The organism is Streptomyces sp. HP-A2021, assembly GCF_022807935.1.
GTDB classification, from domain to species: Bacteria; Actinomycetota; Actinomycetes; order Streptomycetales; family Streptomycetaceae; genus Streptomyces; species Streptomyces afghaniensis.
In genome coordinates, this window is sequence record NZ_CP094344.1 from 6,495,995 (window position 1) to 6,520,378 (window position 24,384).

The 24,384-nt window shown below is 70.5% G+C and carries 25 protein-coding genes; 16 read left to right on the forward strand and 9 right to left on the reverse strand.

From position 1 onward, the window contains the following. Window positions 1-77: 77 nt before the first annotated feature. The 6 genes from MQE23_RS29385 to MQE23_RS29410 form a co-directional block, all read right to left on the reverse strand. Entirely contained in the window at window positions 78-971 is an 894-nt protein-coding gene (locus tag MQE23_RS29385) for a TauD/TfdA family dioxygenase (protein WP_020274301.1), read from the reverse strand. Between the two features lie 23 nt (window positions 972-994). Further along, window positions 995-2,338, reverse strand: a complete 1,344-nt coding sequence (locus MQE23_RS29390; protein ID WP_243380730.1) for an LLM class flavin-dependent oxidoreductase — start codon at window positions 2,336-2,338, stop codon at window positions 995-997. Beyond that, window positions 2,335-3,069: an ABC transporter ATP-binding protein gene (locus tag MQE23_RS29395; RefSeq protein ID WP_243380731.1), complete on the reverse strand. Its 735-nt coding sequence runs from the start codon at window positions 3,067-3,069 to the stop codon at window positions 2,335-2,337. The genes MQE23_RS29390 and MQE23_RS29395 overlap by 4 nt, the downstream gene beginning before the upstream one ends. Next, window positions 3,045-3,944, reverse strand: coding sequence for an ABC transporter permease (locus tag MQE23_RS29400; RefSeq protein ID WP_243380732.1), 900 nt, complete (start codon window positions 3,942-3,944; stop codon window positions 3,045-3,047). The genes MQE23_RS29395 and MQE23_RS29400 overlap by 25 nt, the downstream gene beginning before the upstream one ends. After that, complete coding sequence (locus MQE23_RS29405) at window positions 3,941-4,996, reverse strand: ABC transporter substrate-binding protein (protein ID WP_020274296.1); 1,056 nt, start codon at window positions 4,994-4,996, stop codon at window positions 3,941-3,943. The genes MQE23_RS29400 and MQE23_RS29405 overlap by 4 nt, the downstream gene beginning before the upstream one ends. A 230-nt stretch (window positions 4,997-5,226) precedes the next feature. Then, window positions 5,227-6,426 carry an ROK family transcriptional regulator gene (locus MQE23_RS29410; RefSeq protein ID WP_243380733.1) on the reverse strand — a complete coding sequence of 400 codons (1,200 nt, stop codon included), beginning with the start codon at window positions 6,424-6,426 and terminating at the stop codon, window positions 5,227-5,229. Window positions 6,427-6,875: 449 nt separating this feature from the next. Here MQE23_RS29410 and MQE23_RS29415 point away from each other — a divergent pair, with 449 nt between their 5' ends. Next, complete coding sequence (locus MQE23_RS29415) at window positions 6,876-7,457, forward strand: biotin transporter BioY (protein ID WP_020274294.1); 582 nt, start codon at window positions 6,876-6,878, stop codon at window positions 7,455-7,457. An 85-nt stretch (window positions 7,458-7,542) separates the two neighbouring features. On the opposite strand, the gene MQE23_RS29420 is transcribed toward MQE23_RS29415, so the two are convergent. After that, the gene (locus MQE23_RS29420; protein ID WP_243380734.1) at window positions 7,543-8,286 is read right to left on the reverse strand and encodes a hypothetical protein; all 744 of its coding nucleotides are present in this window, start codon (window positions 8,284-8,286) and stop codon (window positions 7,543-7,545) included. 208 nt (window positions 8,287-8,494) lie between these two features. On the opposite strand from MQE23_RS29420, the gene MQE23_RS29425 reads away from it, so the two are divergent. Further along, window positions 8,495-10,516 (forward strand): serine/threonine-protein kinase, encoded by a 2,022-nt coding sequence (locus tag MQE23_RS29425; protein ID WP_279345164.1) that lies wholly within the window; start codon window positions 8,495-8,497, stop codon window positions 10,514-10,516. A gap of 58 nt (window positions 10,517-10,574) precedes the next feature. On the opposite strand, the gene MQE23_RS29430 is transcribed toward MQE23_RS29425, so the two are convergent. Further along, window positions 10,575-12,059, reverse strand: a complete 1,485-nt coding sequence (locus MQE23_RS29430; protein WP_020274291.1) for an amino acid permease — start codon at window positions 12,057-12,059, stop codon at window positions 10,575-10,577. A gap of 227 nt (window positions 12,060-12,286) precedes the next feature. Here MQE23_RS29430 and MQE23_RS29435 point away from each other — a divergent pair, with 227 nt between their 5' ends. After that, window positions 12,287-12,772, forward strand: coding sequence for a ribose-5-phosphate isomerase (locus tag MQE23_RS29435; RefSeq protein WP_037670704.1), 486 nt, complete (start codon window positions 12,287-12,289; stop codon window positions 12,770-12,772). 576 nt (window positions 12,773-13,348) lie between these two features. Beyond that, complete coding sequence (locus MQE23_RS29440; RefSeq protein ID WP_020274289.1) at window positions 13,349-14,164, forward strand: DNA-formamidopyrimidine glycosylase family protein; 816 nt, start codon at window positions 13,349-13,351, stop codon at window positions 14,162-14,164. Between the two features lie 13 nt (window positions 14,165-14,177). Here the strand turns inward: MQE23_RS29440 and MQE23_RS29445 are convergent, their stop codons facing one another. Next, window positions 14,178-15,431 (reverse strand): GNAT family N-acetyltransferase, encoded by a 1,254-nt coding sequence (locus MQE23_RS29445; RefSeq protein ID WP_020274288.1) that lies wholly within the window; start codon window positions 15,429-15,431, stop codon window positions 14,178-14,180. Window positions 15,432-15,592: 161 nt separating this feature from the next. Between MQE23_RS29445 and MQE23_RS29450 the strand changes: the two genes are divergently transcribed. The 12 genes from MQE23_RS29450 (at window position 15,593) to MQE23_RS29505 (ending at window position 24,303) form a co-directional block, all read left to right on the forward strand. Beyond that, window positions 15,593-16,771: a PP2C family protein-serine/threonine phosphatase gene (locus MQE23_RS29450; RefSeq protein WP_020274287.1), complete on the forward strand. Its 1,179-nt coding sequence runs from the start codon at window positions 15,593-15,595 to the stop codon at window positions 16,769-16,771. A 171-nt stretch (window positions 16,772-16,942) separates the two neighbouring features. Next, the gene (locus MQE23_RS29455) at window positions 16,943-17,269 is read left to right on the forward strand and encodes a hypothetical protein (RefSeq protein ID WP_020274286.1); all 327 of its coding nucleotides are present in this window, start codon (window positions 16,943-16,945) and stop codon (window positions 17,267-17,269) included. Window positions 17,270-17,350: 81 nt separating this feature from the next. Further along, a complete protein-coding gene (locus tag MQE23_RS29460) occupies window positions 17,351-17,665 on the forward strand; it encodes a pore-forming ESAT-6 family protein (protein WP_037670702.1) in 315 nt (104 codons plus the stop codon). Between the two features lie 105 nt (window positions 17,666-17,770). After that, window positions 17,771-18,118, forward strand: a complete 348-nt coding sequence (locus tag MQE23_RS29465) for a DUF6507 family protein (RefSeq protein ID WP_020274284.1) — start codon at window positions 17,771-17,773, stop codon at window positions 18,116-18,118. Further along, entirely contained in the window at window positions 18,115-20,934 is a 2,820-nt protein-coding gene (locus tag MQE23_RS29470) for an ADP-ribosyltransferase (protein WP_243380735.1), read from the forward strand. Before MQE23_RS29465 ends, MQE23_RS29470 begins: the two co-directional genes overlap by 4 nt. A gap of 41 nt (window positions 20,935-20,975) precedes the next feature. Continuing rightward, entirely contained in the window at window positions 20,976-21,377 is a 402-nt protein-coding gene (locus MQE23_RS29475) for a hypothetical protein (protein WP_037668491.1), read from the forward strand. Window positions 21,378-21,383: 6 nt separating this feature from the next. Continuing rightward, the gene (locus tag MQE23_RS29480) at window positions 21,384-21,554 is read left to right on the forward strand and encodes a hypothetical protein (RefSeq protein WP_243380736.1); all 171 of its coding nucleotides are present in this window, start codon (window positions 21,384-21,386) and stop codon (window positions 21,552-21,554) included. 9 nt (window positions 21,555-21,563) lie between these two features. Beyond that, window positions 21,564-21,818, forward strand: a complete 255-nt coding sequence (locus tag MQE23_RS29485; RefSeq protein WP_020271890.1) for a hypothetical protein — start codon at window positions 21,564-21,566, stop codon at window positions 21,816-21,818. Continuing rightward, window positions 21,815-22,216: a hypothetical protein gene (locus MQE23_RS29490; RefSeq protein WP_020271891.1), complete on the forward strand. Its 402-nt coding sequence runs from the start codon at window positions 21,815-21,817 to the stop codon at window positions 22,214-22,216. The genes MQE23_RS29485 and MQE23_RS29490 overlap by 4 nt, the downstream gene beginning before the upstream one ends. Window positions 22,217-22,226: 10 nt before the next feature. Beyond that, a complete protein-coding gene (locus MQE23_RS29495) occupies window positions 22,227-23,423 on the forward strand; it encodes a DUF6508 domain-containing protein (RefSeq protein ID WP_243380737.1) in 1,197 nt (398 codons plus the stop codon). An 82-nt stretch (window positions 23,424-23,505) separates the two neighbouring features. Then, window positions 23,506-23,961 (forward strand): phosphohydrolase, encoded by a 456-nt coding sequence (locus tag MQE23_RS29500; protein ID WP_243380738.1) that lies wholly within the window; start codon window positions 23,506-23,508, stop codon window positions 23,959-23,961. A 30-nt stretch (window positions 23,962-23,991) separates the two neighbouring features. Continuing rightward, window positions 23,992-24,303, forward strand: a complete 312-nt coding sequence (locus tag MQE23_RS29505; protein WP_020271893.1) for a hypothetical protein — start codon at window positions 23,992-23,994, stop codon at window positions 24,301-24,303. The last annotated feature ends 81 nt before the right edge of the window (window positions 24,304-24,384 follow it).

Below are 24,384 nucleotides of genomic sequence, written 5' to 3' on the forward strand. Positions count from 1 at the left end.
CGCCGACAGTCTGGGACGCCTCTCCGCCCGGGCGAAGAGGCATCCCAGCATATGGACGGCCGCGTCGCTCTCCGTGGCTACGCGGCGACCGATGTGTAGTGCGAGGCGTCGCCCTCGATGACGTAGCTCTCCTTACCCTCGATCCCGACGGGGATGTCCCCCGCGACCGTGACCCGGTGCAGACGGCGCGGCAGACCGTCGTAGTTGTCGACGGCGTAGTGCTGGGTGATGCGGTTGTCGAAGACGACGAGCTGGTTCGGCGACCAGCGGTGGCGCAGGACGTTCTCCGGCCGCACGACGTACGCCTGGAGCAGGTCGAGGATCTTGCGGGACTCGCCCGGCGACAGGCCCACGATCCGCTGCGCGAAGCCGCCGATGAACAGCCCGCGCTCGCCGGTCAGCGGGTGGACGCGGACCACCGGGTGGGCCGTGCGGTACTTGATCGAGGTGAACTGGGCGCGCCGGGCGGCCTGCACCTCGTCGACGTCCTCCTCCGGGACGGCGTAGTCGTAGTCGTTGGTGTGCTCGGCCCACAGCGTGTCGGCGAGGCTGCGCAGCGACTCGGGCAGGTTCCGGTAGGCGGCGGCCGAGCTGGCGATCAGCGTCTCGCCGCCGTACGGCGGGACCGTGATGCTGCGCAGGCTGGTGGCCTGCGGCGGGTTGAGGACGAAGGTGACGTCGGTGTGCCAGTGGTTGGCGGCCCGGCCGCCCTCGCTGTCCACGGGCAGGACGTTCGGGGCGCCGTCGACGGAGGACACCGTCGGATGGGCGGCGGTGATGTCGCCGAAGTGACGGGCGAAGGCCTGCTGCCCCGCGTCGTCCAGCCCCTCCGCGTCGAAGACGAGTGCCTTGTGGGCGTTGAGCGCCTCACGCAGGGCGATGTAGGTCTCCTGGTCGAGGGGCTTGGTGATGTCGACGCCCTCGACACGGGCGCCGATGTTCGCGGTGACCTTGCGGATCTCGATGCTCATGGCGAAGTTCCCTTTCAGGTGGGTCAGACGAGTGCCGGTGCGAGGACGTGCTGGTTGGCGGGGCGCGGGAGGCCGTACCGCTCCCGCAGGGTCCGGCGGGAGCTGCCGTACTCGGTGCGCAGCAGGCCCCGGGCACGAAGGATCGGGACGACGTGCTCGACGAAGGCGTCCAGGCCGGACGGCAGTACCGCGGGCATGATGTTGAAGCCGTCGGCGGCGCCCGAGCCGAACCACAGCCCGATCGTGTCGGCGACCTGCTCGGGCGTCCCCGCGAAGGTGAGGTGCCCGCGCCCGCCGCCCAGCCGCCCGATCAGCTGCCGCACGGTGAGCCGCTCGCGCCGGGCCAGCTCGACGATGAGCGTGTAGCGGCTCTTGGCGCCCTCGATGGCGCTCTCCGGCGGCAGGTCGGCGGGCAGCGGGCCGTCCAGGTCCAGGGTGCCCGGGTCCAGGTGCAGCAGCCGCTCCAGGCGGTCCACTCCGTGCGTGTGCACGATGTGGTCCTCCAGGACCCGCTCGTTCGCCCGCGCCTCGGCCTCCGTCGAGCCGATCACCGGCACGATGCCGGGCAGCACCTTGATGTGGTTGGCGTCGCGGCCGGCCGCGACCGCCCGCGACTTGAGGTCGGCGTAGAAGGCCCGCGCGTCCTCGATGGTCTGCTGGGCGGTGAACACCGCCTCCGCGTACCGGGCGGCGAACCGTTTGCCGTCCTCGGAGGAGCCGGCCTGCACGAGCAGGGGATAACCCTGAGGCGTGCGAGGCACGTTGAGCGCCCCCTCGACGCTGAAGTAGCGGCCCTGGTGCCGGGGCGGATGGATCTTGGCGTCGTCGCCCCACACGCCCGCCGCCTTGTCGGCGACGATCGCGTCGTCCTCCCAGCTGTCCCACAGCTTCAGTGCCACGTCGAGGAACTCGGCGGCCCGCGCGTACCGCTCGGCGTGCGCCGGCTCGGCGTCCAGACCGAAGTTGCGGGCGGCCTCGGCACCGGCGGTGGTGACGATGTTCCAGCCCGCCCGGCCGCCGCTGATGTGGTCCAGGGTGGCGAACTTGCGGGCCAGGTTGTACGGCGAGTTGTACGAGGTGGAGGCCGTGGCAATCAGGCCGATGTGCTCGGTGGCCGTGGCCAGGGCGGTCAGCAGGGTGATCGGCTCCAGTGCCCCGGCGGGCCGCTGGGCCACACTGCTCCACAGCTGCGGGCCGTCGGCGAGGAACAGCGAGTCGAAGGTGCCGCGCTCGGCGATCCGGGCGAGCCGCACGTAGTGCGCCAGGTCCACATGCGCGTGCGGGTCGCTCTCCGGCAGCCGCCACGACGCCTCGTGGTGGCCGGTGGTCATCAGGAACGCGTTGAGGTGCAGCTGTCTGCGGGTCATCGATGGTCCTCCGTGACACCGAGCGCGGCCAGCAGCCGCTCCCGGTACTCGCCGAGCAGGGGGTCGCGGTACGACCGCGGGTGCGCGCGGTCGATGGTCAGGTCGAGGCCGATTTGGCCCTGGTCGAGGACGAGCACCCGGTCGGCGAGCACGATCGCCTCGTCCACGTCATGGGTGACCAGCAGCACGGAGGGCCGGTGGCGCTCCCACAGCTGCCTGAGCAGGCCGTGCATCCGGATCCGGGTGAGCGCGTCCAGCGCCCCGAAGGGCTCGTCGGCCAGCAGCAGTTCCGGCTCGCGGACGAGGGACCGGGCCAGGGCGGCGCGCTGCGCCTCCCCGCCGGACAGCTCGCCCGGCCAGGCCCCCTCGCGGCCCTTCAGCCCCACCTCTTCCAGGGCCCCACGGCCGCGCCGCTCGGCGTCCTTGCCGTCGAGTCCGAGCAGGACGTTGGCGAGTACCCGCCGCCAGGGCAGCAGCCGGGAGTCCTGGAAGACCACCGACACCCGCTCGGGGGCCGTGAGCTGCCCGCTGCCGGTGACGCCGTGGTCGAGTCCGGCGATCGCCCGCAGCAGCGTGCTCTTGCCCGAGCCGCTGTGTCCGAGCAGGGCGGTGAACTGTCCGGCCGGCAGATCGAGGTCGATGCCGTCGAGGACCGTGCGGCCCCCGAACGACCGGGTCAGGCCCCGCAACTGGACGGCGGGCCGGGTCAGCTGCTCAGTGTGCGGCGCCATGACAGCACCCTCCGTTCGACGATGCGGACCGCGCTGTCGGAGATGAGGCCGAAGATGCCGTAGACGACCAGGCCGACGAGGATGACGTCCGTCTGGCCGTAGTTCTGCGCCTGGAACATCATGTAGCCGAGGCCGCTGGTGGCGTTGATCTGCTCCAGCACCACCAGGCCGAGCCAGGAGCCGGTCACGCCGAGCCGCAGCCCGACGAAGAATCCGGGCAGCGCGCCGGGGATGACGACCTGCCGGATGAACCGGTACTTCGACAGGTCCTGGACCTCGGCCAGTTCGACGAAACGGCTGTCGATGCCGGACAGCGCGGCATGCGTGTTGAGGTAGATCGGGACGTAGACGACGATCGCGATGATGGCGATCTTGAAGGTCTCGCCGATGCCCAGCCAGAGGATGAACAGCGGTATCAGACCCAGGGTGGGGATCGCCCGGTTGAGGTTGACCGTCCCGTCGATCAGTGCCTCGCCGGTCCGGGTGAGCCCGGACACCAGCGCGAGCAGGATCCCCACGGCCAGACCGATCGCGAAGCCGGTGGCCGCGCGCTGCAGCGAGGTCAGGATGTCGTCCGGCAGCGTGCCCGCGCTCCACAGGCGGCTGGCCGTCTCCAGCACGGTCCAGGGCGCCGGGATCGCGCCCGGGTCGAGCAGTCCGGCCGCGGAGGCGACGACCCACAGGGCGAGGACGACGGCGGGCCCGACGATCCGGGTGGCGGGCAGCCGCCTGCCGGGGGCCAGTCGCCTGCGCCGGCGCACCTGGCGCGTCTCCTCGGCGGCGGCGAGCGGTGCGGAGGCGGTCTTGGTCGCGGTCGTGGTCGCGTTCGCGGTCGCGTTCGCGGTCGTGTGCGTTGTCGTGGTCACGGCGGTCACCTCCGGTACTCCGCGGGTACGGCCTTCGCCGCGATGGACTCGAATCGGTGGTCGAAGAGCTCGGAGACGTCGAACTTCTTCACGAAGCCGCCCTCCGCGAGCAGATCGGCGGTCTCCTGCTCCCACGCGATCGCCTCGTCCCAGCGCGGCGGGAACAGCGGCTTGTTGGCCAGCGCGGTGACCGCCTTCGCCTGGGCCGGGGTCAGGTTCTGCGTCCCGACGTAGAACTGCTCGTTCCACTCGTCGGGGTGCTCGTACGTCCACACCTGGCTCTTCGCCCAGTAGGGGATGTAGGCGGCGATCGCGGCGGCCTTCGCGGAGTCGTTCAGCACCGAGACCGGCGCCCACAGCAGGTTGAGCAGGTCCACCACGTCCGTGGTGATGGTCCGGGCGGACTTGTACTGCGCCAGGTACGCGGGCGCCTGCGTGTTGGCGAGCGGGGCGATGTCCACCTGCCCGGACTGCAGGGCGGTGAGGAACTGGTTGCTGGTCAGCGGCACCAGCTCCACGTCGTCGTACGCCAGCCCGGCCTTCTTCAGCGCCCGCAGCAGCACGACACCTTGCGCCTGCCCCTGGGAGAAGGCCAGCCGCCTGCCCTTGAAGTCGGCGACCTCGCGAATGTCACTGCCGGGCTTGGTGGCGAACAGGTAATTGGGCTTGCGGGTGATGTTGATCGCGACGATCTTCGCGTCGAAGCCCTGGTAGTGCGCCTGGATCGGAGGAATGCCCGCGTTGTTGGCGACCTCCAGGGACTTCGCGCGGAAAGCGTTGATGACATCGGGGCCCGCGCCGATGTTCAGCCAGTTGGCCACCTTGAACGGCAGGTCGCGGAACCCGGCCAGCTTGAACTGGAGTTGCTGCGCGTTCTGGTACGAGGCGATCTGCAGGCTCGTACCCGCGGGAACCCTGGAAGCCAGCGGAGCGTCGGACGCCGCCTCGGCCGCGGCGCTGTTGTCCGCGCAGCCGCTCAGTCCGGCCGCCGCGGCTGTCACACCGAGCAGTGAGGTCAGGAACAGTCGCCGGTCGAGGCCGGGAACGGGGGGCGAAGGCATGGGAGAACTCCCTGGGGATGGAAGACGGCACAGCACGCGAAATTCCGGCAGGAAAAGCCGGGCAGGGGAATTCACGTGAATTTCACACGGGAAGGAGAAGGCGCTCCGTGAACGGGCGCCGGGGGCGCGTCAACGGGTCAGCAACAGAGAGTGCGACAGCTCGTGAGCGGGCTCATGAACAGGATGTTCCCGGCCATGCGTCACTCCTGTCAACATTCCGAGTTTCTGAATTAAATGACCTCAGGTGACACGCCCAGCGGATCCCGGTAAAGGATGTCGAGCGCCACCGAACCGCCCGCCACGGCCAGCACGGAATCCGGGAAACTGCTCGGTGACACGGTCGCGGCGCGGCCGGCTTCGACCTCTTCCCGCAACGCGGTCAGGCAGTCCTCCCGATACATGATCCCGATCTCCGTCACGACCACCCGCTCCGGGTTCAGCACATCGAGCAGCAGCCCCACCGCGCGCCCGACCCTCCGCGACCGCTCCGTCAGCAGCCGTACGGCCATCGGGTCACCGGCCGCGGCGGCGCCGACCACGTGCATCGGGTTCACTCCGTCGACGATCCCGGCCTCCTGGGCCCGCCGGCAGAGGGTCCGCTCGCTCAACTCGGCCTGGAGGCAGCCCACACGGCCGCAGTCACAGGTCTCCGTGCCGCCCGGCACCGGCAGATGGGCGATGGCCCCGGCCTGGGAGCGCGGCCCGTGGTGCACCTCGTCGTTGGTGGCGAACGCCGCGTCGACCACGTTGCCCGCGAACAGGTGCAGCACGCTGCGGCTGCCCCGTGCCCCACCGAACAGGCGCTCCGCGTTGACCAGCGCCCGCGCGTGCCCGTCCACATGGACCGGCAGCCCGGTGTGCGCGCCGAGCACCTCCCGCACCGGCACCTCGCGCCAGCCCAGCAGCGGATGCTCGACGACGGTGCCCGAGTCCCGGTCCACCCAGCCACCCGCGGCGAAACCGACGCACAGCGCCTTGCTGCCGGGAGTCCCGGCGAGCAGCGCCGCCAGCCCGTCGGCGGCCCGCGCCAACACCGCCGCGGGCTCGGTGCGTTCGTGCTTCACCTCGCGCCGGGCCACCACCCGCCCGCGCAAGTCCAGCAGCGCGACCGTGGTGTGCGGCACCGCCACGTGCACCGAGCCGACCACGAACCGGGAGTCGTCCAGGTCGACCGGCTGGTGCGGTCGCCCCACACCCCCGGAGCGCCGGAGCTCGGCGGACTCGCGGATGAGCCCCAACTCCGCGAACCGGGCACAGTAGGCGGTCACCGACGCCGGCGACAGGCCGGTCAGCCGGGCGATGGTGCTGCGCGCGACCGGGCCGTGCTCCAGCACGGCCCGCAGCACGACACTGGCGCTGGTGCGGCGCCGGTCGCTGTCGGCGACACGGGGAATGGGGGACGTCAGAAGGGGAGCCGCGGTACGGGGCATGGGTATCTTCCTGGGGCCGGTCCGACACTGCGCCGTCTCGATCGGCGAGCCGGATCCCCTCCGCCCCGCCTCACATCGGGCGGCGACAGGTGGCCGTGCCCTGGCGTCGCAGGTCGACGTAGCGACGCGACGAGAAGTACCGGGCCTGGGCAACCATGTTCGCGACGCTAGCAAAACGGCCCGGGGCTGCCCAGACGGTGACCGACGGGCGAGACGACGGACTCGGCGCCGTTGGGGGAAACCTACAGACGTCCGGTTTTCCGCTCTCGTGTTGCAGGGCACCCCATCACCGTGACTGGCATCACGCCGTGGTGGCTGTAACCCGCACCCTTTGTTCGAAGCCGACCAACTGCCGGTCCACGCCTTTGTCGAGCGCTGACGGTGATCGGGGTGAGCGCGCTGGGATAGCGTCACGGTGTCCCATCGGCCCTCACCTTCGCGGAGTCCCCATGAGCACCGCTGCCGCCACACCCGCCCGCACCGGGCAGGTCCTCGCCGACCTGCTGCCCGCATCCCGTGTCCGGGACGCGGCCCTCGTGCTCGGCGGAGCCGCGCTCACCGGCCTCGCCGCGCAGATCTCGGTGCCCGTGCCCGGCTCCCCGGTGCCGGTGACCGGCCAGACCTTCGCCGCACTCCTCGTCGGCACGTCCCTCGGCGCCGGCCGCGGCTTCCTCGCGCTGGCGCTGTACGCCGTGGCGGGCCTCGCCGGTGTGCCGTGGTTCGCGAGCGGCACCTCCGGCGTCGCCCCCTCCTTCGGCTACATCCTCGGCATGATCCTCGCCTCCACGGTGGTGGGCGCCCTGGCCCGCCGGGGCGCCGACCGCTCGATGCTGCGCATGGCGGGCACGATGCTCGTGGGCGAGGCGATCATCTACGCCGTCGGCGTGCCCTACCTGGCTCTCGCCACCGGCATGTCCGCCACCGCCGCGATCGCCGCCGGCCTCACGCCGTTCCTGATCGGCGACGCGCTGAAGGCGGCGCTGGCGATGGGGGCGCTGCCGACGGCATGGAAGTTCGCGAACAAGCGCTGAAGCCGTAGGCGTTACCAAAAGGCCCGCCGGGGGCGTCACGCCCCCGGCGGGCCTTTTGGCGTAAGTACGGTCGGCAGGGGCTGAATCAGCCGTCCTGAACCCCTGGCCGCCGCCGCTGGGACCACCACATCCCGGCCACGCCCGCCGCGAGCAGCGACGCACCGGCCGCCCCCAGCGGCAGCAGATCCCGAGCCGGACCGGTCTTCGGCAGCTCCTTGCCGCCCGGGGAGTCCGGCTTGCCGGGGGAGACCGGCTCGTTGTCGGTGCCGAGCAGCAGCGGCGTCGCCGGTGCGTCCGGCGACGGATTGGTCGTGCCGAACGGCACCGGGCCCTGCTGCCAGAACGTCTTCTTCCCGTCGCCCGTCTGCACGGGCAGACAGATCTTCCCGGTCTTGCCCAGGTCGTACGTCGCGTCGACCGCGTACGACTTCGACTCACCGGCCGCGAGATTGCCGACCGGGCAGCTGAAACCGCTGTTCGAACCCTCCGGAAGATTGTTCTCGGCTATCGCGGAACACCCCTGGACGTTCTTGACGGTGAGTCCGTCGAAACCGACGACCAAAAGCCGGATCTTCCCGCTGTCCTTGTTCCCCTCGTTCTTCACCGTGGCGGTGAGCGCCGTCTTTTCGGAGTCGTTGTCGACCGAGATCTTCTCGGGCAGCAGCGTGGTCAGCTTCGCCCCCGCCGGTGCCTCGTCAACGACCTTTCCTCCCTTGCTGCTCGCGGGCCCTTCGTCTTCCGCTCCGGCCGTTCCGGAAAGGATCACCACGGCCGAGAAGGATGCTGCCACCAGCGATCCCGCGACCGCCGCCGTGCGACGAGAACTCATGTTCGTCCCCCCTTTGGTCCCCCTGGACTGCCCTGGCCTGCACCAGAATTCGCCAGTACTGAAAGAGCTACCACAAGATTTCCCGGCACTATCCTGGTACGGCACGAAGTGTGACCGTTGTGTTTCACTGGAGTCGGTCGCGGCGTCGCGGAGGGGGTGCAGCGGATTGCCGGGGAATGCGAACATCGGCGGTGTTCCAGGGATATTGGTGACGGGGCGCTATCGGCTGGTCGAAAGTATCGGTCAGGGGGGAATGGGGCGGGTGTGGCGAGCCGCCGATGAAATACTCGACCGGCAGGTCGCCGTCAAGGAAATGCGTATCGACGGCCTCGACGCGGAGGACAGCGGGACGCGCCGCGAACGCACCCTGCGCGAGGCCAGGGCCACGGCCCGGATCGACCACCCCAACGTCGTACGGGTCTACGACGTGGTAGACGAGGGCGAACGCCTGTGGATCGTCATGGAGTTGGTCGCAGGCCGCTCCCTCGAACGGATCCTCGCGGAGGAGGGCCCACTGGACCCCGGCGACACGGCCCGGATCGGACTCGGCCTGGTCGCGGCGCTGCGGCAGGTCCATGCGCGGGGAGTACTGCACCGGGACATCAAACCGGGCAACGTGCTCGTGGAGACCGGGAGCGGGCCCGCCGGACCGGCACGCGGCACCGCCGCTCGGCGTGTCGTCCTCACGGACTTCGGCATCGCCGCGATCCAGGACGCCAAGGCGCTCACCATGGTCGGCATGCTGGTCGGCTCGCCCGACTACATGGCCCCCGAGCGCATCTCCGGCCGCCCGCAGGGCCCACCGTCCGACGTCTGGTCCCTCGGCGCGACCCTCTGCGCGGCCCTCGGCGGCCGTTCCCCCTTCGCCCGCGACACCACGCTGGCGACCCTGCACGCGGTCCTGTACGAGGAGCCCGAACTCCCCGCCACGTCCGGCCCGTTGCGCGACATCCTGACGTCCCTGCTGGAGAAGGAACCGTCGGTCCGCCCGCGCCTGGAGGAACTGGAAGCGGCCTTGGCCCCGGTCGCGTTCCCGGCGCCGACGCCTACGGTGGCGGTGGGGCCGGTACGGGAACGACTTGAGCGGACAACGGGGTTGCCGGAGCCGGAGCCGGAGCCCGTGCCGGAACCGGAGCAGCCGGACTCGGAGCCGTCGGGCGTGGAGCCGGTGTCGGATTCGGTCCCCGCTCAGGACCCTGCCGCGAGGCCGGAGCGACGACCCGGGCCCGAACCCGAGCCCCCCGAGCCCCCCGAGCCGGACGAACACTCCGCCCCGGAACCGGACCTGCGGACACCGGCCTCGCCCCCGCTCCCGCCACCCGGGCGGCCTACCCCGAAGGACCCCCGCCAGCCCGCCCCCACCCGCACCCCCACACGCACACCCACGGCGAAGCCCCAGCCGAACAAGGCCGGTTCGCCACCCGCCACCGCCACCACTACGCCCCACCCCACCACGACCAGAGCCCGCCCGAGCCCCGTCTCCCTCACCCGAGCGCAAGCGGCGACGGAGTGCGGCCCCCGCCCCACGCCGGCACCCATCCCTACACCCACCGCGATGCCGCCGGGCGAACTTCCCGGCCCCGCCACTCCGGCCGCGGCCCGCCCCCGCGCCGGCCACCGCCGTACGATGCTCGCCGCCGCGGCAGCCACGGTCGCGACGGTCGGCGCCGTCGTAGGAATCGTGCTGGCGACGTCATCCGGCTCACCTGGCGACGACACCCCCCGAGCAGGCTCCTCGGCCTCCGCATCACCCACGACCGACGGCGAGCCCTCACCCACCGTCGAAGGCACATCCAGGCCGCAGAGCCTGCCGCCGGGCGCGCACCGGGAGGCCGGAGGATTCGCCTGGGCGACACCCGACGGCTGGCGGCGGGACGTGAAGACGGGCGCGGAGGTGCACTACACCTCCCCGGACGGCACGCAGGAACTGGTCGGCAAGTCGTCCCTGGCCCGCGGTGACCTGCTGGAGACCTGGCAGACCTCGGAGCGCAACGCCCACCAGGGCGAGGACTACCGCAAGGTCCGCCTGGAGGAGACGACGTTCCGAGGCCACCCGGCGGTGGTCTGGGAGTACACGTTCACGCTGAAGGGCGTCCACTGGCACGCCCGCCTGCTCGGCTTCAACGTGGACGGCAAGTCGTACCAGATCAACACCTGGTACGACTCCGGTATCGAACCGCAAGCCCTCCGCACGTACGAGAGGGTCAAGGACAGCTTCACGGTGCTGTAGGCGGCAACGCGAAAGCCCCCCCGTTCACCACGAACGGGGGGCACCGCGGAAGGGCCGGTCAGCCGGCCGAAACCTCGTCCCGCCTGTCGTCCTGCGCCTGCTCCTGCGACTGCGCGGCGGCAGCGGCGGCCCGCCGCCCCCCGAGGACCTGCTCCTTCACGAAGGCGACGACGAGGACCAGCGCCGCGACGAGCAGCGACAGCAAGATGGTCTCGCGCCCGTCGTGCTCGGTGTCGGTGAGCATGTAACCGAGGATGAACACGATCAGCGCGGCCGTCGCCCAGGTCAGGTACGGGTACAGCCACATCTTCACGACGAGCTTCTCCGGCGCCTCGGCCTGGATGATCCTCCGCATCCGCAGCTGGGAGAAGCAGATCACCAGCCACACGAACAGGGCGACCGCGCCACTGGAGTTCACGAGGAAGAGGAAGACGGAGTCGGGGAACTTGTAGTTGAAGAACACGGCGATGAATCCGAACGCGACGGACGCGAGGATCGCCGTGCGCGGCACGCCGTTGGCGGTCGTCCGGGCGAAGCCCTTCGGCGCGTCACCGCGCTGGCCGAGCGAGAAGGCCATCCGGGAGGCGGTGTAGAGGCCGGAGTTGAGGCAGGACAGCACCGAGGTCAGCACGATGAAGTTCATGATCTGACCGGCGTGCGGAATGCCGAGGGAGTCGAGCGCGGCGACGTACGAGCCGTCCTTGGTGATGGACTTGCTGTCCCAGGGCAGCAGGGACACCACGACGAAGATCGAGCCGAGGTAGAACACGGCGACACGCCAGATGATGCTGTTGGTGGCCTTGGTGACGGCCTGCTGCGGGTTCTCGGACTCACCGGCGGCCAGGGTGGCGATCTCGCTGCCCATGAAGGAGAAGACGACGAGCAGCACACCGGTGAGGATCGCCCCGGCACCGTGGGGCAGGAAGCCCCCGTGCTCGGTGAGGTTGCTCAGCCCGGCCTGCTCACTGTCCACACCCGGCAGCAGCCCGAACACGGCCAGCCCGCCGATGACGATGAACGCGGCGATCGCGACCACCTTGATCCCGGCGAACCAGAACTCGAACTCTCCGTACGACCCGACGGAGACGAGGTTGGTGGCGGTGAGCACCAGCATCACGATCAGGGCCCAGGCCCACTGCGGCACGGCCGGTATCCACCCCTCCAGGATCACCGCACCGGCGGTCGCCTCGACCGCCAGCACGACCACCCAGAAGAACCAGTACAGCCAGCCGATGGAGAAACCGGCCCAGGACCCGAGCGCCCGGTCGGCGTGCGCGGAGAAGGAACCCGAGGTCGGGTTGGCGGCCGACATCTCACCGAGCATCCGCATCACGAGCACGACGAGCGTGCCGACGAGGGCGTACGACAGGAGGATGCCGGGCCCGGCGGTGGCGATACCGGAGCTGGACCCGACGAACAGGCCGGCCCCGATGACGCCACCGATGGCGATCATGGAGAGATGCCGGCTCTTGAGCCCGGCCTGGAGCCCGGAGCCGTCACCGGGTTCGTTTCCTGTCGTTTTGAGAGTCGGCTGCGAGGTCATGGAACGGATTTCCTTTGCGCCGGGGAGCTGTTTGCCCGTAGGAGCGGTGTACGAGCGGTGTACGAGCCGGTCCAGTGAATCGGAGGCGAACGAATAGGAGAACCTTTGAATCCAGATTGTTACTTGAGGTTTTCCTGAGCTTCCGTAATCCGGCTCACACTCGCGTCAAGTTTTCATGAGCGCCACCCCGCGCACCTGCCCCGAAACATCCGTGTCACACTCGTCCCATGCGCGTGTACCTCGGCTCGGACCATGCGGGCTACGAACTCAAGAACCACCTCGTCGAGTGGCTGAAGGCGGCGGGTCACGACCCCGTCGACTGCGGCCCGCACATCTACGACGCCCAGGACGACTACCCGCCCTTCTGCCTCCGCGCCGCGGAGCGGACGGCCGCGGACACCGACGCCCTCGGCATCGTCATCGGCGGCTCCGGCAACGGTGAGCAGATCGCCGCGAACAAGGTCAAGGGCGTCCGCGCGGCCCTCGCGTGGAGCGAGGAGACCGCGGCCCTCGGTCGCCAGCACAACAACGCCAACGTCGTCGCCGTGGGCGCGCGCATGCACTCGCAGGACGAGGCGACGGCCTTCATCGAGACGTTCCTCAACACCCCGTTCTCCGGTGACGAACGTCACATCCGCCGAATCGACATGCTCGACGCATACGAGTCAACGGGCGACCTCCCTCCCATCCCGCCCCACCACCCCCAGCAGTAAGCCCCTCAGCCCCGCTGAACCATCGGGACCAGGTGGATGTGCGGAGGCGAGCCCAAGGGGTCCCCGAGCCCAACGAGGGGACTGAGCGCCCGAACCCGCCACGGGCGTTTAACGCACCCGGGCCTGATGCGGGCATCCGACGCACCTGAGCCTGATCCAGGCGCCCAGCACACCCGGGCCTCCTGCGAGGGACCCGTGGGCCCGGGTCCGAACGCGGGCGTCCAGCGCACCCGGGTCCGAACGCGGGCGTCCAGCGCACCCGGGCTCGAAGCGGGAGTCCAGCGCACCCGGACTTGATGCGGGGGCGAGGGGCGCAGCCCCATGCGGGGTGCAGGGGCGGAGCTCCGCGAGGGGTGCAGGGGACGCAGTCCCCGCCGGGGTCCGGGGCGGAGCCCCGAGGCGTTTCGACCTCGGCCCCTTGGCGAACTGCTTCGGGTGGGTGGGTGGGAAAGCTCCCCCCGGGGCCCGGGCGGAGCCACGAGGCGAGGTCAGCCTCTTGACCGGCCGAGTCGGGTGGGCGGGTGGGCAAGCCCACGCCCCCGGCGGAGCCCGCGGCGACGATCACAGGAGAACCCCGTGCCGGAAGGCCACACCATCCACCGACTGGCCCACGACTACGCCACCGCCTTCCTCGGCACAACCCCCCGCGTAACCAGCCCCCAGGGCAAGTTCACCGACGCCGCCACCCTCCTCACCGGCACGGAACTCACCCACACGGAAGCCCACGGCAAGCACCTCTTCCTGGGCTTCCACGCCACCGACTGGATCCACATCCACCTCGGCCTCTTCGGCAAGGTCACCTTCACCCTCGCCCCCACCCCCGCACCCCCACCCACCGACACCATCCGCCTCCGCCTCGCGAACGACACCACCTGCGTCGACCTCCGCGGCCCCACCACCTGCGCCCTCATCACGCCCCCGGAGAAGCAGGCGATACACGACCGCCTCGGCCCCGACCCCCTCCGCGACGACGCCGACCCGGACACCGCCTACCGCCGTATCTCCCGCAGCCGTACGACCATCGCCGCCCTCCTCATGGACCAGAAGGTCATCGCCGGCGTGGGAAACGTCTACCGCGCGGAGGTCCTCTTCCGGCACCGCATCGACCCGTACCGCCCCGGCAAGGACATCACCCCGCCCGAGTGGCACGAGATCTGGACCGACCTGGTCGAGCTCATGCACGAGGGCGTCCGCAACAACCGCATCGACACGGTCCGCCCGGAGCACACCCCGGAGGCGATGGGCCGCCCACCCCGCGTGGACGACCACGGCGGCGAGGTGTACGTCTACCGCAGGGCCAACCAGCCCTGCCACATCTGCGGCGGCGAGATCCGCACCGCCGATCTCGCCGCCCGCAACCTCTTCTGGTGCCCGACCTGCCAACGCCCCTGAAACGGCCCGGGCGTCAGAACCCGTGCGGCAACCACGGCGGCACAGCCGCCCCGAATCCGAGCGACGCCTCCGCCAGCGCCCCCGGCCGCAGCTCCCGCACCCGTCCCGCCGCCCCCAGCGAGGCCAGCGACACGCCTCCGAGATACGCCGCCCCCAACTCCCGTACGGACAACGCGACATCCGCCGCATCCGCCGTACGCTCGCAGGACGCCCCCTTCGCATCCCCGCTGAGCCGCCAACGCCCGGCGTTCCAGGGACAGAACGCGTCGTCCACCTCGAACACCACGTCCACCGGCGCCTGATACGTCCGCGCCTCCAGCGCGGTCCCGACATCCACCAGCCGTACGTACAGCGAATCCCGCAACCGCGGCCGGCACCGCCGTATGTCGGACACCATGTACTGCCACGCGTCGTCGACCGGCCGCCCCCGCAGCACCAGCGTCGACGTCAGGTCGATACCGAACAGGAACCGCAACAGCGCCGCGTCCGCCGCGGGATCCAGCGCGGCGGAGTTCTCCAGCGTCACCGTGCCGTTGGCCCCGGCGTGCTCCCAGCCCGGCTTGACGCGGTACCGCGCGTACCCAACCGTGTGCCCGTCCCGCTCGGCGAGGACGCACTGAAGCGGCGACGCCCCCTCCCGCTCGCTCTCCGGGTCGAGCACCCCGAGCCGGTCCCAACCGGGCAACCGCGCCAGCAGCCCGGGCCGCGACGGCACCAGCCGCGCGTACACCGCCTCGCACACGTCGACGACATCGGCGGGAACGGCGTAGCGCAGGCGTACATCGTCCGTACCGGCCGGCAGCGAGGCCAGCCGCACGCGGCTCGTGTCGATCTCGGCGTTCAACTGGAAGGTGGCGGCGCCGTATCCGAACCGGCCGTAGATCGCCGGCTCGGAGGCCGTGAGCACGGCCAGCGGCTCACCCCAGGCGCGGACGTCGTCCAGCTGCCGCCGCATCATCGACGTCAGGACACCGCGCCGGCGGTGCGTGGCGGCGACGCTCACCATCGTGACGCCCGCGGCCGGCACCGAGGCCCCGCCGGGCACGGTGAGCCGGAAGGAGAACGCCCCCGCCGTCCCCACACAGGCGTCCCCGTCCCAGACACCGAGCGAACGGTCGTACTCGGTCAGCGAGTCCCACAACTCCCGCTCCTCGGCGGACTCGGGCACTCCGCCGAAGGCGCGGATGAGGGTGTCGTACCACGTGTCCCAGTCGTCCCGCCGAAGCACCCGCAGGGTCGCCGCGGAGCCGGCCGTGTCAGTCACCATGGCCCATGCCTACCAGGGCAATGCCGGACGAGCGAGGGAATTTCTCCCGGCCGGCGACGGGCGGCGCACCGTGAAGTTCACTGTGAAGTCGGCCCTCGGACGGGGGACAAGTAGGACCTCCCGTGCCAAGCGGCCCGTCCGATGGATAGGGTCCCGAACTAATGGCAGCAGGACGAGAGCGGCGCGCGGAAGCCGAGACGTTCACGGCCCGGTTGAAGAAGCAGTGGCACCGGGCCCGCGTCGGCGTGCGCCGAGCCGCCGTGGACTACTTCCGCGGCGACGGCTCGGACTGGATCGCCCTGGCCGGTCTGCTCCTGATGGTTCCGGTGATCGCGGCGGCGACGCTGGCGAACTCGGTGTGGTTCTCGCCGGCCGCGCTGGTCCTGCCGGTCGTCGTGGGCGGCCTGCTGCTGCGCCCGGCGAGCCTGCTCGGCCTGTACGCGGCGGCGGCCACGGCGCTGATCGTGGAGTCGGTGCGGCTGGGCCCCTACACGGAGGGCCCCTCCAGGGTCACTCCGGGTGTGGTGCTCGTGGTCGCGGCCTGCGGTTTCTTCGGCTTGCTGCTGGCCCAGTTCCGCAGCCGGGTCGGTGTGCCGTGGCGGCGCGGCGGCACCATGCTCTTCGACCTGCGCGAACGCATCCGGGTGCAGAGCAAGCTGCCCGGCCTGCCGGACGGCTGGCACCGGGAGATGGCGCTGCGCCCGGCGGGCGGCCAGTCCTTCTCGGGCGACTTCGTGGTGGCGGCGCGCACCAACGGCGGCCGTACGCTGGAGGCCGTCCTCACCGACGTCTCCGGCAAGGGCATGGACGCGGGCTCCCGCGCACTGCTCCTGTCCGGTGCGTTCGGCGGCCTCCTGGGTTCCCTCCCGCCGCACGCCTTCCTCCCGGCCGCGAACGGCTATCTGCTCCGCCAGGACTGGGACGAGGGCTTCGCGACCTCCATCCACCTGGTCCTCGACCTGGACTCCGGCGACTACGAGCTCTACTCCGCCGGCCACCCGCCGGGTCTCCAGCTCAGCGCGGGCAGTGGCCGCTGGGAGGAGAAGGCGGCCGAGGGCCCGCTCCTCGGTGTGTACGACGGCGCCCAGTTCGACCCGGTGAAGGGCTCGCTCCGCCCGGGTGACGTGCTGATGCTGTTCACGGACGGCCTGGTGGAGACCTCCGACCGCGACATCGTCGAGGGCATCGACCGCCTCACCGGCGAGGCCGACCGTTATGTGGCGGGCGGCTTCCACGGCGCCGCCTGGCACCTCATCGAGGCGGTGGCCAAGGATGTCAACGACGACCGGGCGCTGCTGCTGATCTGCCGGGAGGGCCCGACGGCCGCGTCCGCCCGCTGAGGCACGGACCGCCCGACCCATGGTTCGGTCATGATTGTGTGGTGCTTCTGCGACCGAATCGGACCCCGATTGCACAGGCAACTGTCGTGTTGATAGAGATTATTGACGAGACTTGAGGACGGCCGGAAGCGGTCGCCGCGATGGCCCATACGGGGGAGGCGAGTTAGCGCGATGAAGTTCGACATGGGATCGCAGACGCTGTCGACGTTGCAGCGTGACACGCGTGGTTCGACGGATGACCTGGGTGGTCTGGTCCGTCAGTTGGTGGCGGCGGCGCAGCCGCTGGAGGGTAAGTTCAACGGTTCGGGTCGTGTGATGTTCAACCAGTTCAAGGCGCGGGCGGATCGGATCGCGTCGGATCTGAACTCGTCGCTGTCGGCGATCCTGGGCGGTCAGTCGGGCATGGACTCGGCGTTCTCCTCGGGCGACCAGGAGCAGGGTGACAACGCGCGCCAGCAGATGTCGGCGGCGAACTTCGACGCCGCGCGTTTCCGCTGAGGGCTGGCGGCGTTCGGTTGCTGCCGGTGTTTCGCCGGTTGGGTTTCTGGTTGTGTTCGGTTTCTCGGGGAGTGGTGTGTGATGGCAGGCGCGGATTCGGACCGCAGGTCGTATGACACGGGTGCGTCGGCGGACGCGCAGTCCAACATCCAGGGGGTGATCGGACGTCTGGAGTCGCTGATCACCGAGCGTGACAAGCAGGTGAAGGCGGCGATGGCCGACTTCACGGCGGATGGTGTGGCGGATGAGTACCACGGCAAGGAACAGCGGTGGAACAAGGCCTCGCAAGAGGTCAAGAACATCATTCATCTGCTGAAGACGACGCTGGAGAAGAACGACGGCACGGCGCAGTCGACGATTCAGCGTGCGAAGGCGGCGGTGGACAACATCGGCTGAGCAGCCGCTGTTGCCGCTGTGGGTGTGTCGGTGAAGTTCGTTGGTTGTTTGTGACGGGGGTTTTCGGTGCCCGGCTGGGATTTGAAGCCGCAGGGTATTTCGCATGTGCTGAAGACGACGGGTGATGCGGCGTCGAAGCTGGAGAAGTACGCGAAGGCGTTCGGTGAGCATCTGACGTCGGCGGCGTCCAGCGCGGGCACCGTCTCCGCCGAGGGCGGCGGTGAGGGCGGCGAGAAGGCGCAGGGTGGTCTGGTGGCGCTTGCGTTGTCGCAGTTCGCGGAGCACGCGACGAAGGATCTGAAGTTCGTCGCGGCGCGGGCGGGTAAGTCGTTGCAGGGCGCGGTGGACGCCACCACGGCGTATCTGAACGGTGATGAGGAGATGGCGGCGGAGGCCCAGCGCAAGACGCTGCAGGCGCCTGCGGTGGATCTGCCGGGAGTCGGTAAGCGGTGATACAGCCGGAGAAGATCCCCCAGTTCACCGGAAATCTCGAGCAGCTGGAGACGGACTACGCGGATCTGAAGAAGGACGCGGGTCATGTCCGGGACGCTGGTGGTGACATCCACTCCCGCTTCCAGGGCTTGTCGGCGTTCTATCACGCTCCGGAGGCGGAGCGGCTGTTCGCGACGACGAAGCCGGTGAAGGAGAAGGCGGACGCGTTCGCCGACGATCTGGAGACGGTGTCGGGGGCGTTGTCGTCGTACGCGACGGAGATCCGCCCGCTGGTGGCGAAGCTGAAGCGGCTGAAGGCGGACGCGGCGGCTTTTGTCTCGTCGGTCAAGGACGATGACGAGTGGGAGTACGACGAGGACAAGGTCGACGAGCACAACAAGCTGCGTGATGACATCACCGCGACGGTCGCGGCGTTCTGGGCTGCGGAGCGGACCTGCCACAACAAGATCACCGCTCTGTGGGGCGGGACGCAGATGGTGGCCGGGGACGGTTCGCAGAAGAAGAACCAGTACGGCTTCAACGCCGATGACATGAAGGACGCCAAACTCCCCTGGGGTGACCCGGTGGAGGAGAAGCACCACTGGTACGAGGTCGGCCACTGGGTGAAGTCCTTCGTGTGGGACGGGCTGATCGTCGACGGTGTCTGGGGCACGATCAAGGGCCTGGGCACCCTGGTCGGCTTCGGCGGCTGGGAGGCGATGGGGCAGGCGTGGAAGGGCCTGGCGCAGCTGGCGACCGGTCTGGCCATCACGGCGATCCCCGGGGCGCAGGCGTGGTTCTGGACGGCGTCGGACAAGGAGATGCCGGGCTGGCTGCGTGATTCGCGCACGGCGATGAAGGAGACCGGCAAGGCACTGGTGGCGTGGGATCAGTGGGGCAAGAACCCCGCCCGCGCCGCCGGAGCGGTCACCTTCAACGTCCTGACCACCGTCTTCACCGGCGGCGCGGGCGGCGCCGCGGCGGGCGCGGGCAAGGCGGGCGCGGTCGCCAAGGCGTTGTCGGTGGCGGGCAAGGCCGGCCGGGTGATCGACCCGATGACCTACATCGCCAAGGGCGCGGGTGCGGGCCTGTCGAAGATCGGCGACATCACCAAGGGCCTGAAGGGTGTCGGCAACATCGACATCCCCACGCTCCCCGACGGCTCGGTCCACCTCCCCGACGGCCACCAGCTGGCCCCGAACGGCAACCTCGTCTCGCCCAACGGCACGATCGACACGACACCGGTCCCCCAGGGCACGACCCCGACGGTTCCCCACGGCACCACCCCGACGGTCCCGCACGGCACCACCCCGACGCTTCCGGCCCACTGGACGACGCAGGGCGCCCAGACACCGTCGTACGCAGGGATGGCCCAGAGCGTCGACGGAACCGCGCACACGGTGGACAACGCGGCCACTCCGGGGCACTACACCACGCCCCCCACGGCCCCGATCCACACCCCGGGCGGCGCCTTCGACCCGACACCCGCTCCGTCGGCGTACGACCACACCCCGACGGGCGGCTCACCGTACGACCACACGCCGACGACCGGCTCGCCGTACGGCCACGCTCCGTCCGCGTCCCCGTACGGCCACGCGCCGTCGCCGGGCACGTACGATCACGCACCGGCCCCGTCGGCGTACGACCAGGCGCCTCCGCCCTCGTCGTACGACCCGACCCCGACCACCGCACCGCACACGGGCGGTCACCCTGGTGCGGGAACCCCGTGGTACAGCCAGACGACGGGCGCCAACCCGGCGCACGACGTGCCGCCGGCCCCGCACACGGGAGGCCCCGACGTTCCCGGCAGCGGTGCTCACCCCGGTTCCTCGACGCCGTGGTACCACCAGGCCACGGGCCCGGCGAACCACGTCCCGACCGCGCCCCACCCGGGCGGTCACGACGTCCCCGGCACGGGCGGCCACGGCCCGGGCCACGAGGTCCCCGGCGCCGGTCATGCCGACGACGCCTCGCACGGCGCGGGGCACGGGGACGACGCCTCGCACGGCGCCGGGCACGCGGACGACGCGGCGCACGCCGGCGACCACGCGGACATCGGCCACGATGCGGCGGACGCCGCCGCACACCACGGCACCGACGCCCCGGCCGCTCCGGGCCACCAGGGCGCGGATACGCCGGGGCACGGCGGGGCGGGCGAGCCGTTCGAGTACAAGCCGACCATGTCGGCCGCGCAGTTCGACGCGCTCAGCGACGCCGAGAAGCACGCGGTGGCCGAGGCGGAACTGGCGCGCGGCACGAACCCCGCCCCCAGTGTGAGCAACAAGGCGGGGTTGGAGTACGGAAACGCCTACTGGAATGACTTCCTGGACGACCTGCCCGCGGAGTCGCGGCAGGCGCTGAAGACGTACAGCGGCGATGCGTACACGCAGATCAACTCCCACTTGCGCTTCGGCGACGAAGTGAGCGACTCGCTTAAGCACACCATCTCCGAGATGGACAAGGTCATGGGCGCCCGTCCCGTGCCGGAGGACATCATGGTGGTGCGTGGCACAGGGGTCGGTCACATCAAGGTCGACGGCGCCCCGATCGACTCACCGCTCGACATGCTCGGTGGGACCTTCGACGACAAGGCGTTCACCTCCACCGCTCTCGGGAAGACGCCGCCGCCTCCGTTCGACCAGAATCCGGTGTGGATGCACCTGCGGGTTCCGAAGGACACTCCCGCCCTGTGGATCGATCACCTTTCCGACTATCCGGGAGAACGCGAGTTGCTCCTGGCAAAGGGCTCCGAGTACAAGGTGACGCGCGTGTTCTTCGATGAGGCGCACGGCAAGTGGCATCTTTACGGAGAAGTGCTGCCCAGGCCGAAGCCGTAGCCGGATTGAGGATCAGGCAGAGTTAAGGGACTGTGGACTTCATGAGCAGTGAGCGACCGATCAATCCGCGCTTCGCCGAGGATGTGCACTTCAATCTCGTGGCGCAGGGGCCACCGAAGTACCGGACCCGGACGGACAAACCGGTGCGGTACCTGACGGTGGTCGACAAGGAGGGCGGCCAGGTCCTCGGATACGTGTGGGCCGGTGACGAGGACGACGCCGCCGCATGGGCACCGAGCCAGGCTGCCGGCGGCCGGGCTCTCGCCGAGGGCGGTCACTGGCACGCCAGGCTGCAGGAAGCCAAGGAGCGGGGCCTCTCCCCGTCGGCGGCTCTCTCGGAGATGCTGTCCAACCCGGAGGGGAACCGAGGACGGGTACTGCCGGGTTCTCTCACCGACGCCCCGAACGCCGATGCGGTCAAGGCGCTGGCTAAAGGTGAGTAGCAATCGGTGAGTGAAGGCATGCCCGAGGCGCCGGTGCTTGCCGCTCTCAAGGAGCAGGTGGGCACCATCATGAGCCGGGAACCGTACGTGCCTCCGCTTATCACCGAATCATTGCAGTGGGAGGAAGCCGACAGCCCACCGCGCTATGCCGGGACCACCGACAATCCGGTGCAGTAAGCAGCCGTCATGGACCGAGCCGGTACGGCCCTCGGGTACGTGTGGGCGAACGACGAGGACGACGCGGCCGGCTGGGTCGTGCCGCCGGGTCTGTCGGCCAACGCCGTCAACGCCGGTGGCAGGTGGGTGCGGGCTCTGCGGGCGGGCAAGGCCCGGCAGCTCGCCCCCACTGTCCTCCTCGCCGAGCTGGCGCGCGGCACGAACGACGGTCGGCAGAGTCACGCGGTTCCGGGATCCGGAGCACGGAGAAACGTGGACTCATGAGCAGTGAACGACCGGTCAACCCGCGCTTCGCCGAGGACATGCACCTCAACTTCGTCTCGGGTCCGCCGCGCTACCGGAACCACACCGACAAGCCGGTGCGGTATATCACCGTGGCCGACAAGGAGAACGGTGCAGTGCTCGGTTACCTGTGGGCCGGTGACGAGGACGACGCCGCTGGATGGGAACCGCGGCAGGCCGGCGGCCCTCATGCGGTGAACGAGGGTGGCTTCAGGATCCGTCGGCTGCGCAGTGCCAAGGAGCGGGGGCTTCTTCCGTCTCAGGCCCTCGCCGAGTTGCTGGCTGACCCGGAGCCCGCAGGCAAGGGCCGTGGTCTCGCGGACTCTCTCACCGACGCCCCGAACGCCGCCGCCGTCGAAGCCCTGGCGCAGAGCGAGTGAAGACAACAGCATGACCAACCCCGTGCACTACATCACCGTCACCGCCCCCGACGGCGAGGTGATCGGATACGCCTGGGCAGCCGTGGACGCCGACGACGTCGAGTGGATCAACCGGCGGGCGAGCAGCAGCAGTGCCTACGACGCGGGGACGGAGTGGTACGGCCGGATCCGGGAGGCTCGCGAGCGTGGGCTCACGCCCCTCGGTGTGCTCAACCTGCTCAGCCACGAACCCGGCGTCGGACCCGTCACCGAAGCCGCCGGCGCCGACGCCGTCGAGGAACTCGCCCGCGTCGTCACCCCGGCCGACGACCAGCGCCTCCTCGCCCAGCTCGACCGCGACGACGCCGAGGCGTGGCGGGAACTCGCCGAGGCCTTCGACGCGCTCACGGACGAGGACCGGGACGTGGAGTGGGGCGGTGGGCAGAAGTCGCCGAGCGGTGCCATCCATGTGCCGTTCCCCATGTACAGCGAGGGCGTGTACCGGGCCGTGCATGCCCTGCAGGGGGTCGGAGCCGTCACGTCCGAGCACCGGTGGATGGACAACCCCATGCCCACGCTCCCCCCGGAGGGCGGGCTGCGGCCCGCCGACGCCGTGCGGGCCGCCACCGCCGTGGTGCGCGGCGAGAAGTTCTGCGACGGGACCATCGACGAGGCCCTCAAGAGCGGCCTCCTGGACGCCGTCGTCGCATCGCTCCGCGCCTGGTACGCCGACCCCGCCGCCGCGCAGCCCGCACCCCCGGCCGTAGCCCGTCCCGAGGGCCCTGAGCCCCGCCGTCTTCCGGAACAGGACCTTCCGGAACCCCCGGATCCGTCCCTCCCCATGTGCAGGTTCTGCGGAGGCTCTCCCGCCGCGGACGTCGCGTTCCGCGCGCACCGCGGCCTCGTCGTCCTCATGGGATTCCGGAAGACGGACGGTCCGATGTGCATGACCTGCGGGCTGGCCGTGTATCGCGCGCTGACCACCCACACGCTCGCCTGGGGCTGGTGGAGCCCCCTGTCCCTCTTCGTCTTCGCGCCGTTGACGCTGGTCCGCAACGTCCTGGCCGTGCGCAGGGTGAAGCAACTCCCCGCGCCGGGGCCGGGCATGCTCGGCCCGCGCTACGACCCCGGCGTCCCCGTGCGGCGACGGCCCCGGGCGTACATCGCGCTCATCCCCGCACTGTGGGTGCTCTTCATGATCGTGACAGGGCTGTCGGGCGGTGTGTGAAGACGCGTGGGGGAGCCGCACCCCGGTTGTACGCGTGGCGCGTCCGTGTCTTATGTTGCGGATGCGAAGCTAGGGGGATCGCATGCCGCAGGAGATGAGTCTCGCCGAGGTCGAGGCCGTCGCTCGCACCGCGCACGCCGGGCAGACGGACAAGGCCGGGCGGCCGTACGCCGAGCATCTGTCGGCCGTCGCCGACGGCGTGCGCGCCCGGGGCGGGAACGACGAACTGGTGGCCGCCGCCTGGCTGCACGACGCGCTGGAGGACGGCGTCCTCAGCGAGGAGTGGCTCGACGCGGCCGCCCTCACGCAGCAGACCAAGGACGTCGTACGGGCCATGACCAGGCGGCCGGACGAGGAGCCGGAGGCGTACGCACACCGGATCCTGGCCACCCCGGGCGCCCGGCTGGTCAAGGCGGCCGACCTCGCGCACAACGCCGACCCCCACCGCCTCGCCGCACTCGACGAGCACACCGCCCGGCGGCTCACGCGGAAGTACGCCGCCCTGCGGAAGCACCTGGGCCTGGCCCCGGGCGACTGACCACGCATCAACAAGGCACGGGACGACTGAATGGCACGGGACTACGACAGCCAGCTGCTGGAGTCGGTGGCGGTGCGCCGGCGCCGGATGCGCGACGCGCTGCTGTTCGGCACGCAGCGCGCGCGGCGGACGGCGGACGAGCGGTTCGGCAAGGTCTTCGCGGGCATCGCGATCGCCGCCGTACTGTGCGCCGGCTGCATCGGCTGGTCCTTCCTCCAGGCCACGCTGGCGAAGCAGAAGGCCGAGGAGAAGAAGCAGCAACAGCAGCAGGAGCAGCTGTACAACCCGACGCCCGGCGCCTCCGCGAGCGGTGCCGGCGGCAAGGGTGCGGAGAAACAGTGAACGGGGCGTGCACGGCCGGAGCGAGCGGATCGCAGCGCGGCCGTGGCGGAAAAAACGCGATGATAGGTTCCGGTGAGTGGT

What these genes read in the sequence shown, in the direction of transcription:
- MQE23_RS29385 (WP_020274301.1), bottom strand. Translation starts at nt 971, where the DNA reads ATGAGCATCGAGATCCGCAAGGTCACCGCGAACATCGGCGCCCGTGTC.
- MQE23_RS29390 (WP_243380730.1), bottom strand. Translation starts at nt 2,338, where the DNA reads ATGACCCGCAGACAGCTGCACCTCAACGCGTTCCTGATGACCACCGGC.
- MQE23_RS29395 (WP_243380731.1), bottom strand. Translation starts at nt 3,069, where the DNA reads ATGGCGCCGCACACTGAGCAGCTGACCCGGCCCGCCGTCCAGTTGCGG.
- MQE23_RS29405 (WP_020274296.1), bottom strand. Translation starts at nt 4,996, where the DNA reads ATGCCTTCGCCCCCCGTTCCCGGCCTCGACCGGCGACTGTTCCTGACC.
- MQE23_RS29410 (WP_243380733.1), bottom strand. Translation starts at nt 6,426, where the DNA reads ATGCCCCGTACCGCGGCTCCCCTTCTGACGTCCCCCATTCCCCGTGTC.
- MQE23_RS29415 (WP_020274294.1), top strand. Translation starts at nt 6,876, where the DNA reads ATGAGCACCGCTGCCGCCACACCCGCCCGCACCGGGCAGGTCCTCGCC.
- MQE23_RS29420 (WP_243380734.1), bottom strand. Translation starts at nt 8,286, where the DNA reads ATGAGTTCTCGTCGCACGGCGGCGGTCGCGGGATCGCTGGTGGCAGCA.
- MQE23_RS29430 (WP_020274291.1), bottom strand. Translation starts at nt 12,059, where the DNA reads ATGACCTCGCAGCCGACTCTCAAAACGACAGGAAACGAACCCGGTGAC.
- MQE23_RS29435 (WP_037670704.1), top strand. Translation starts at nt 12,287, where the DNA reads ATGCGCGTGTACCTCGGCTCGGACCATGCGGGCTACGAACTCAAGAAC.
- MQE23_RS29445 (WP_020274288.1), bottom strand. Translation starts at nt 15,431, where the DNA reads ATGGTGACTGACACGGCCGGCTCCGCGGCGACCCTGCGGGTGCTTCGG.
- MQE23_RS29450 (WP_020274287.1), top strand. Translation starts at nt 15,593, where the DNA reads ATGGCAGCAGGACGAGAGCGGCGCGCGGAAGCCGAGACGTTCACGGCC.
- MQE23_RS29455 (WP_020274286.1), top strand. Translation starts at nt 16,943, where the DNA reads ATGAAGTTCGACATGGGATCGCAGACGCTGTCGACGTTGCAGCGTGAC.
- MQE23_RS29460 (WP_037670702.1), top strand. Translation starts at nt 17,351, where the DNA reads ATGGCAGGCGCGGATTCGGACCGCAGGTCGTATGACACGGGTGCGTCG.
- MQE23_RS29475 (WP_037668491.1), top strand. Translation starts at nt 20,976, where the DNA reads ATGAGCAGTGAGCGACCGATCAATCCGCGCTTCGCCGAGGATGTGCAC.
- MQE23_RS29485 (WP_020271890.1), top strand. Translation starts at nt 21,564, where the DNA reads ATGGACCGAGCCGGTACGGCCCTCGGGTACGTGTGGGCGAACGACGAG.
- MQE23_RS29490 (WP_020271891.1), top strand. Translation starts at nt 21,815, where the DNA reads ATGAGCAGTGAACGACCGGTCAACCCGCGCTTCGCCGAGGACATGCAC.
- MQE23_RS29495 (WP_243380737.1), top strand. Translation starts at nt 22,227, where the DNA reads ATGACCAACCCCGTGCACTACATCACCGTCACCGCCCCCGACGGCGAG.
- MQE23_RS29500 (WP_243380738.1), top strand. Translation starts at nt 23,506, where the DNA reads ATGCCGCAGGAGATGAGTCTCGCCGAGGTCGAGGCCGTCGCTCGCACC.
- MQE23_RS29505 (WP_020271893.1), top strand. Translation starts at nt 23,992, where the DNA reads ATGGCACGGGACTACGACAGCCAGCTGCTGGAGTCGGTGGCGGTGCGC.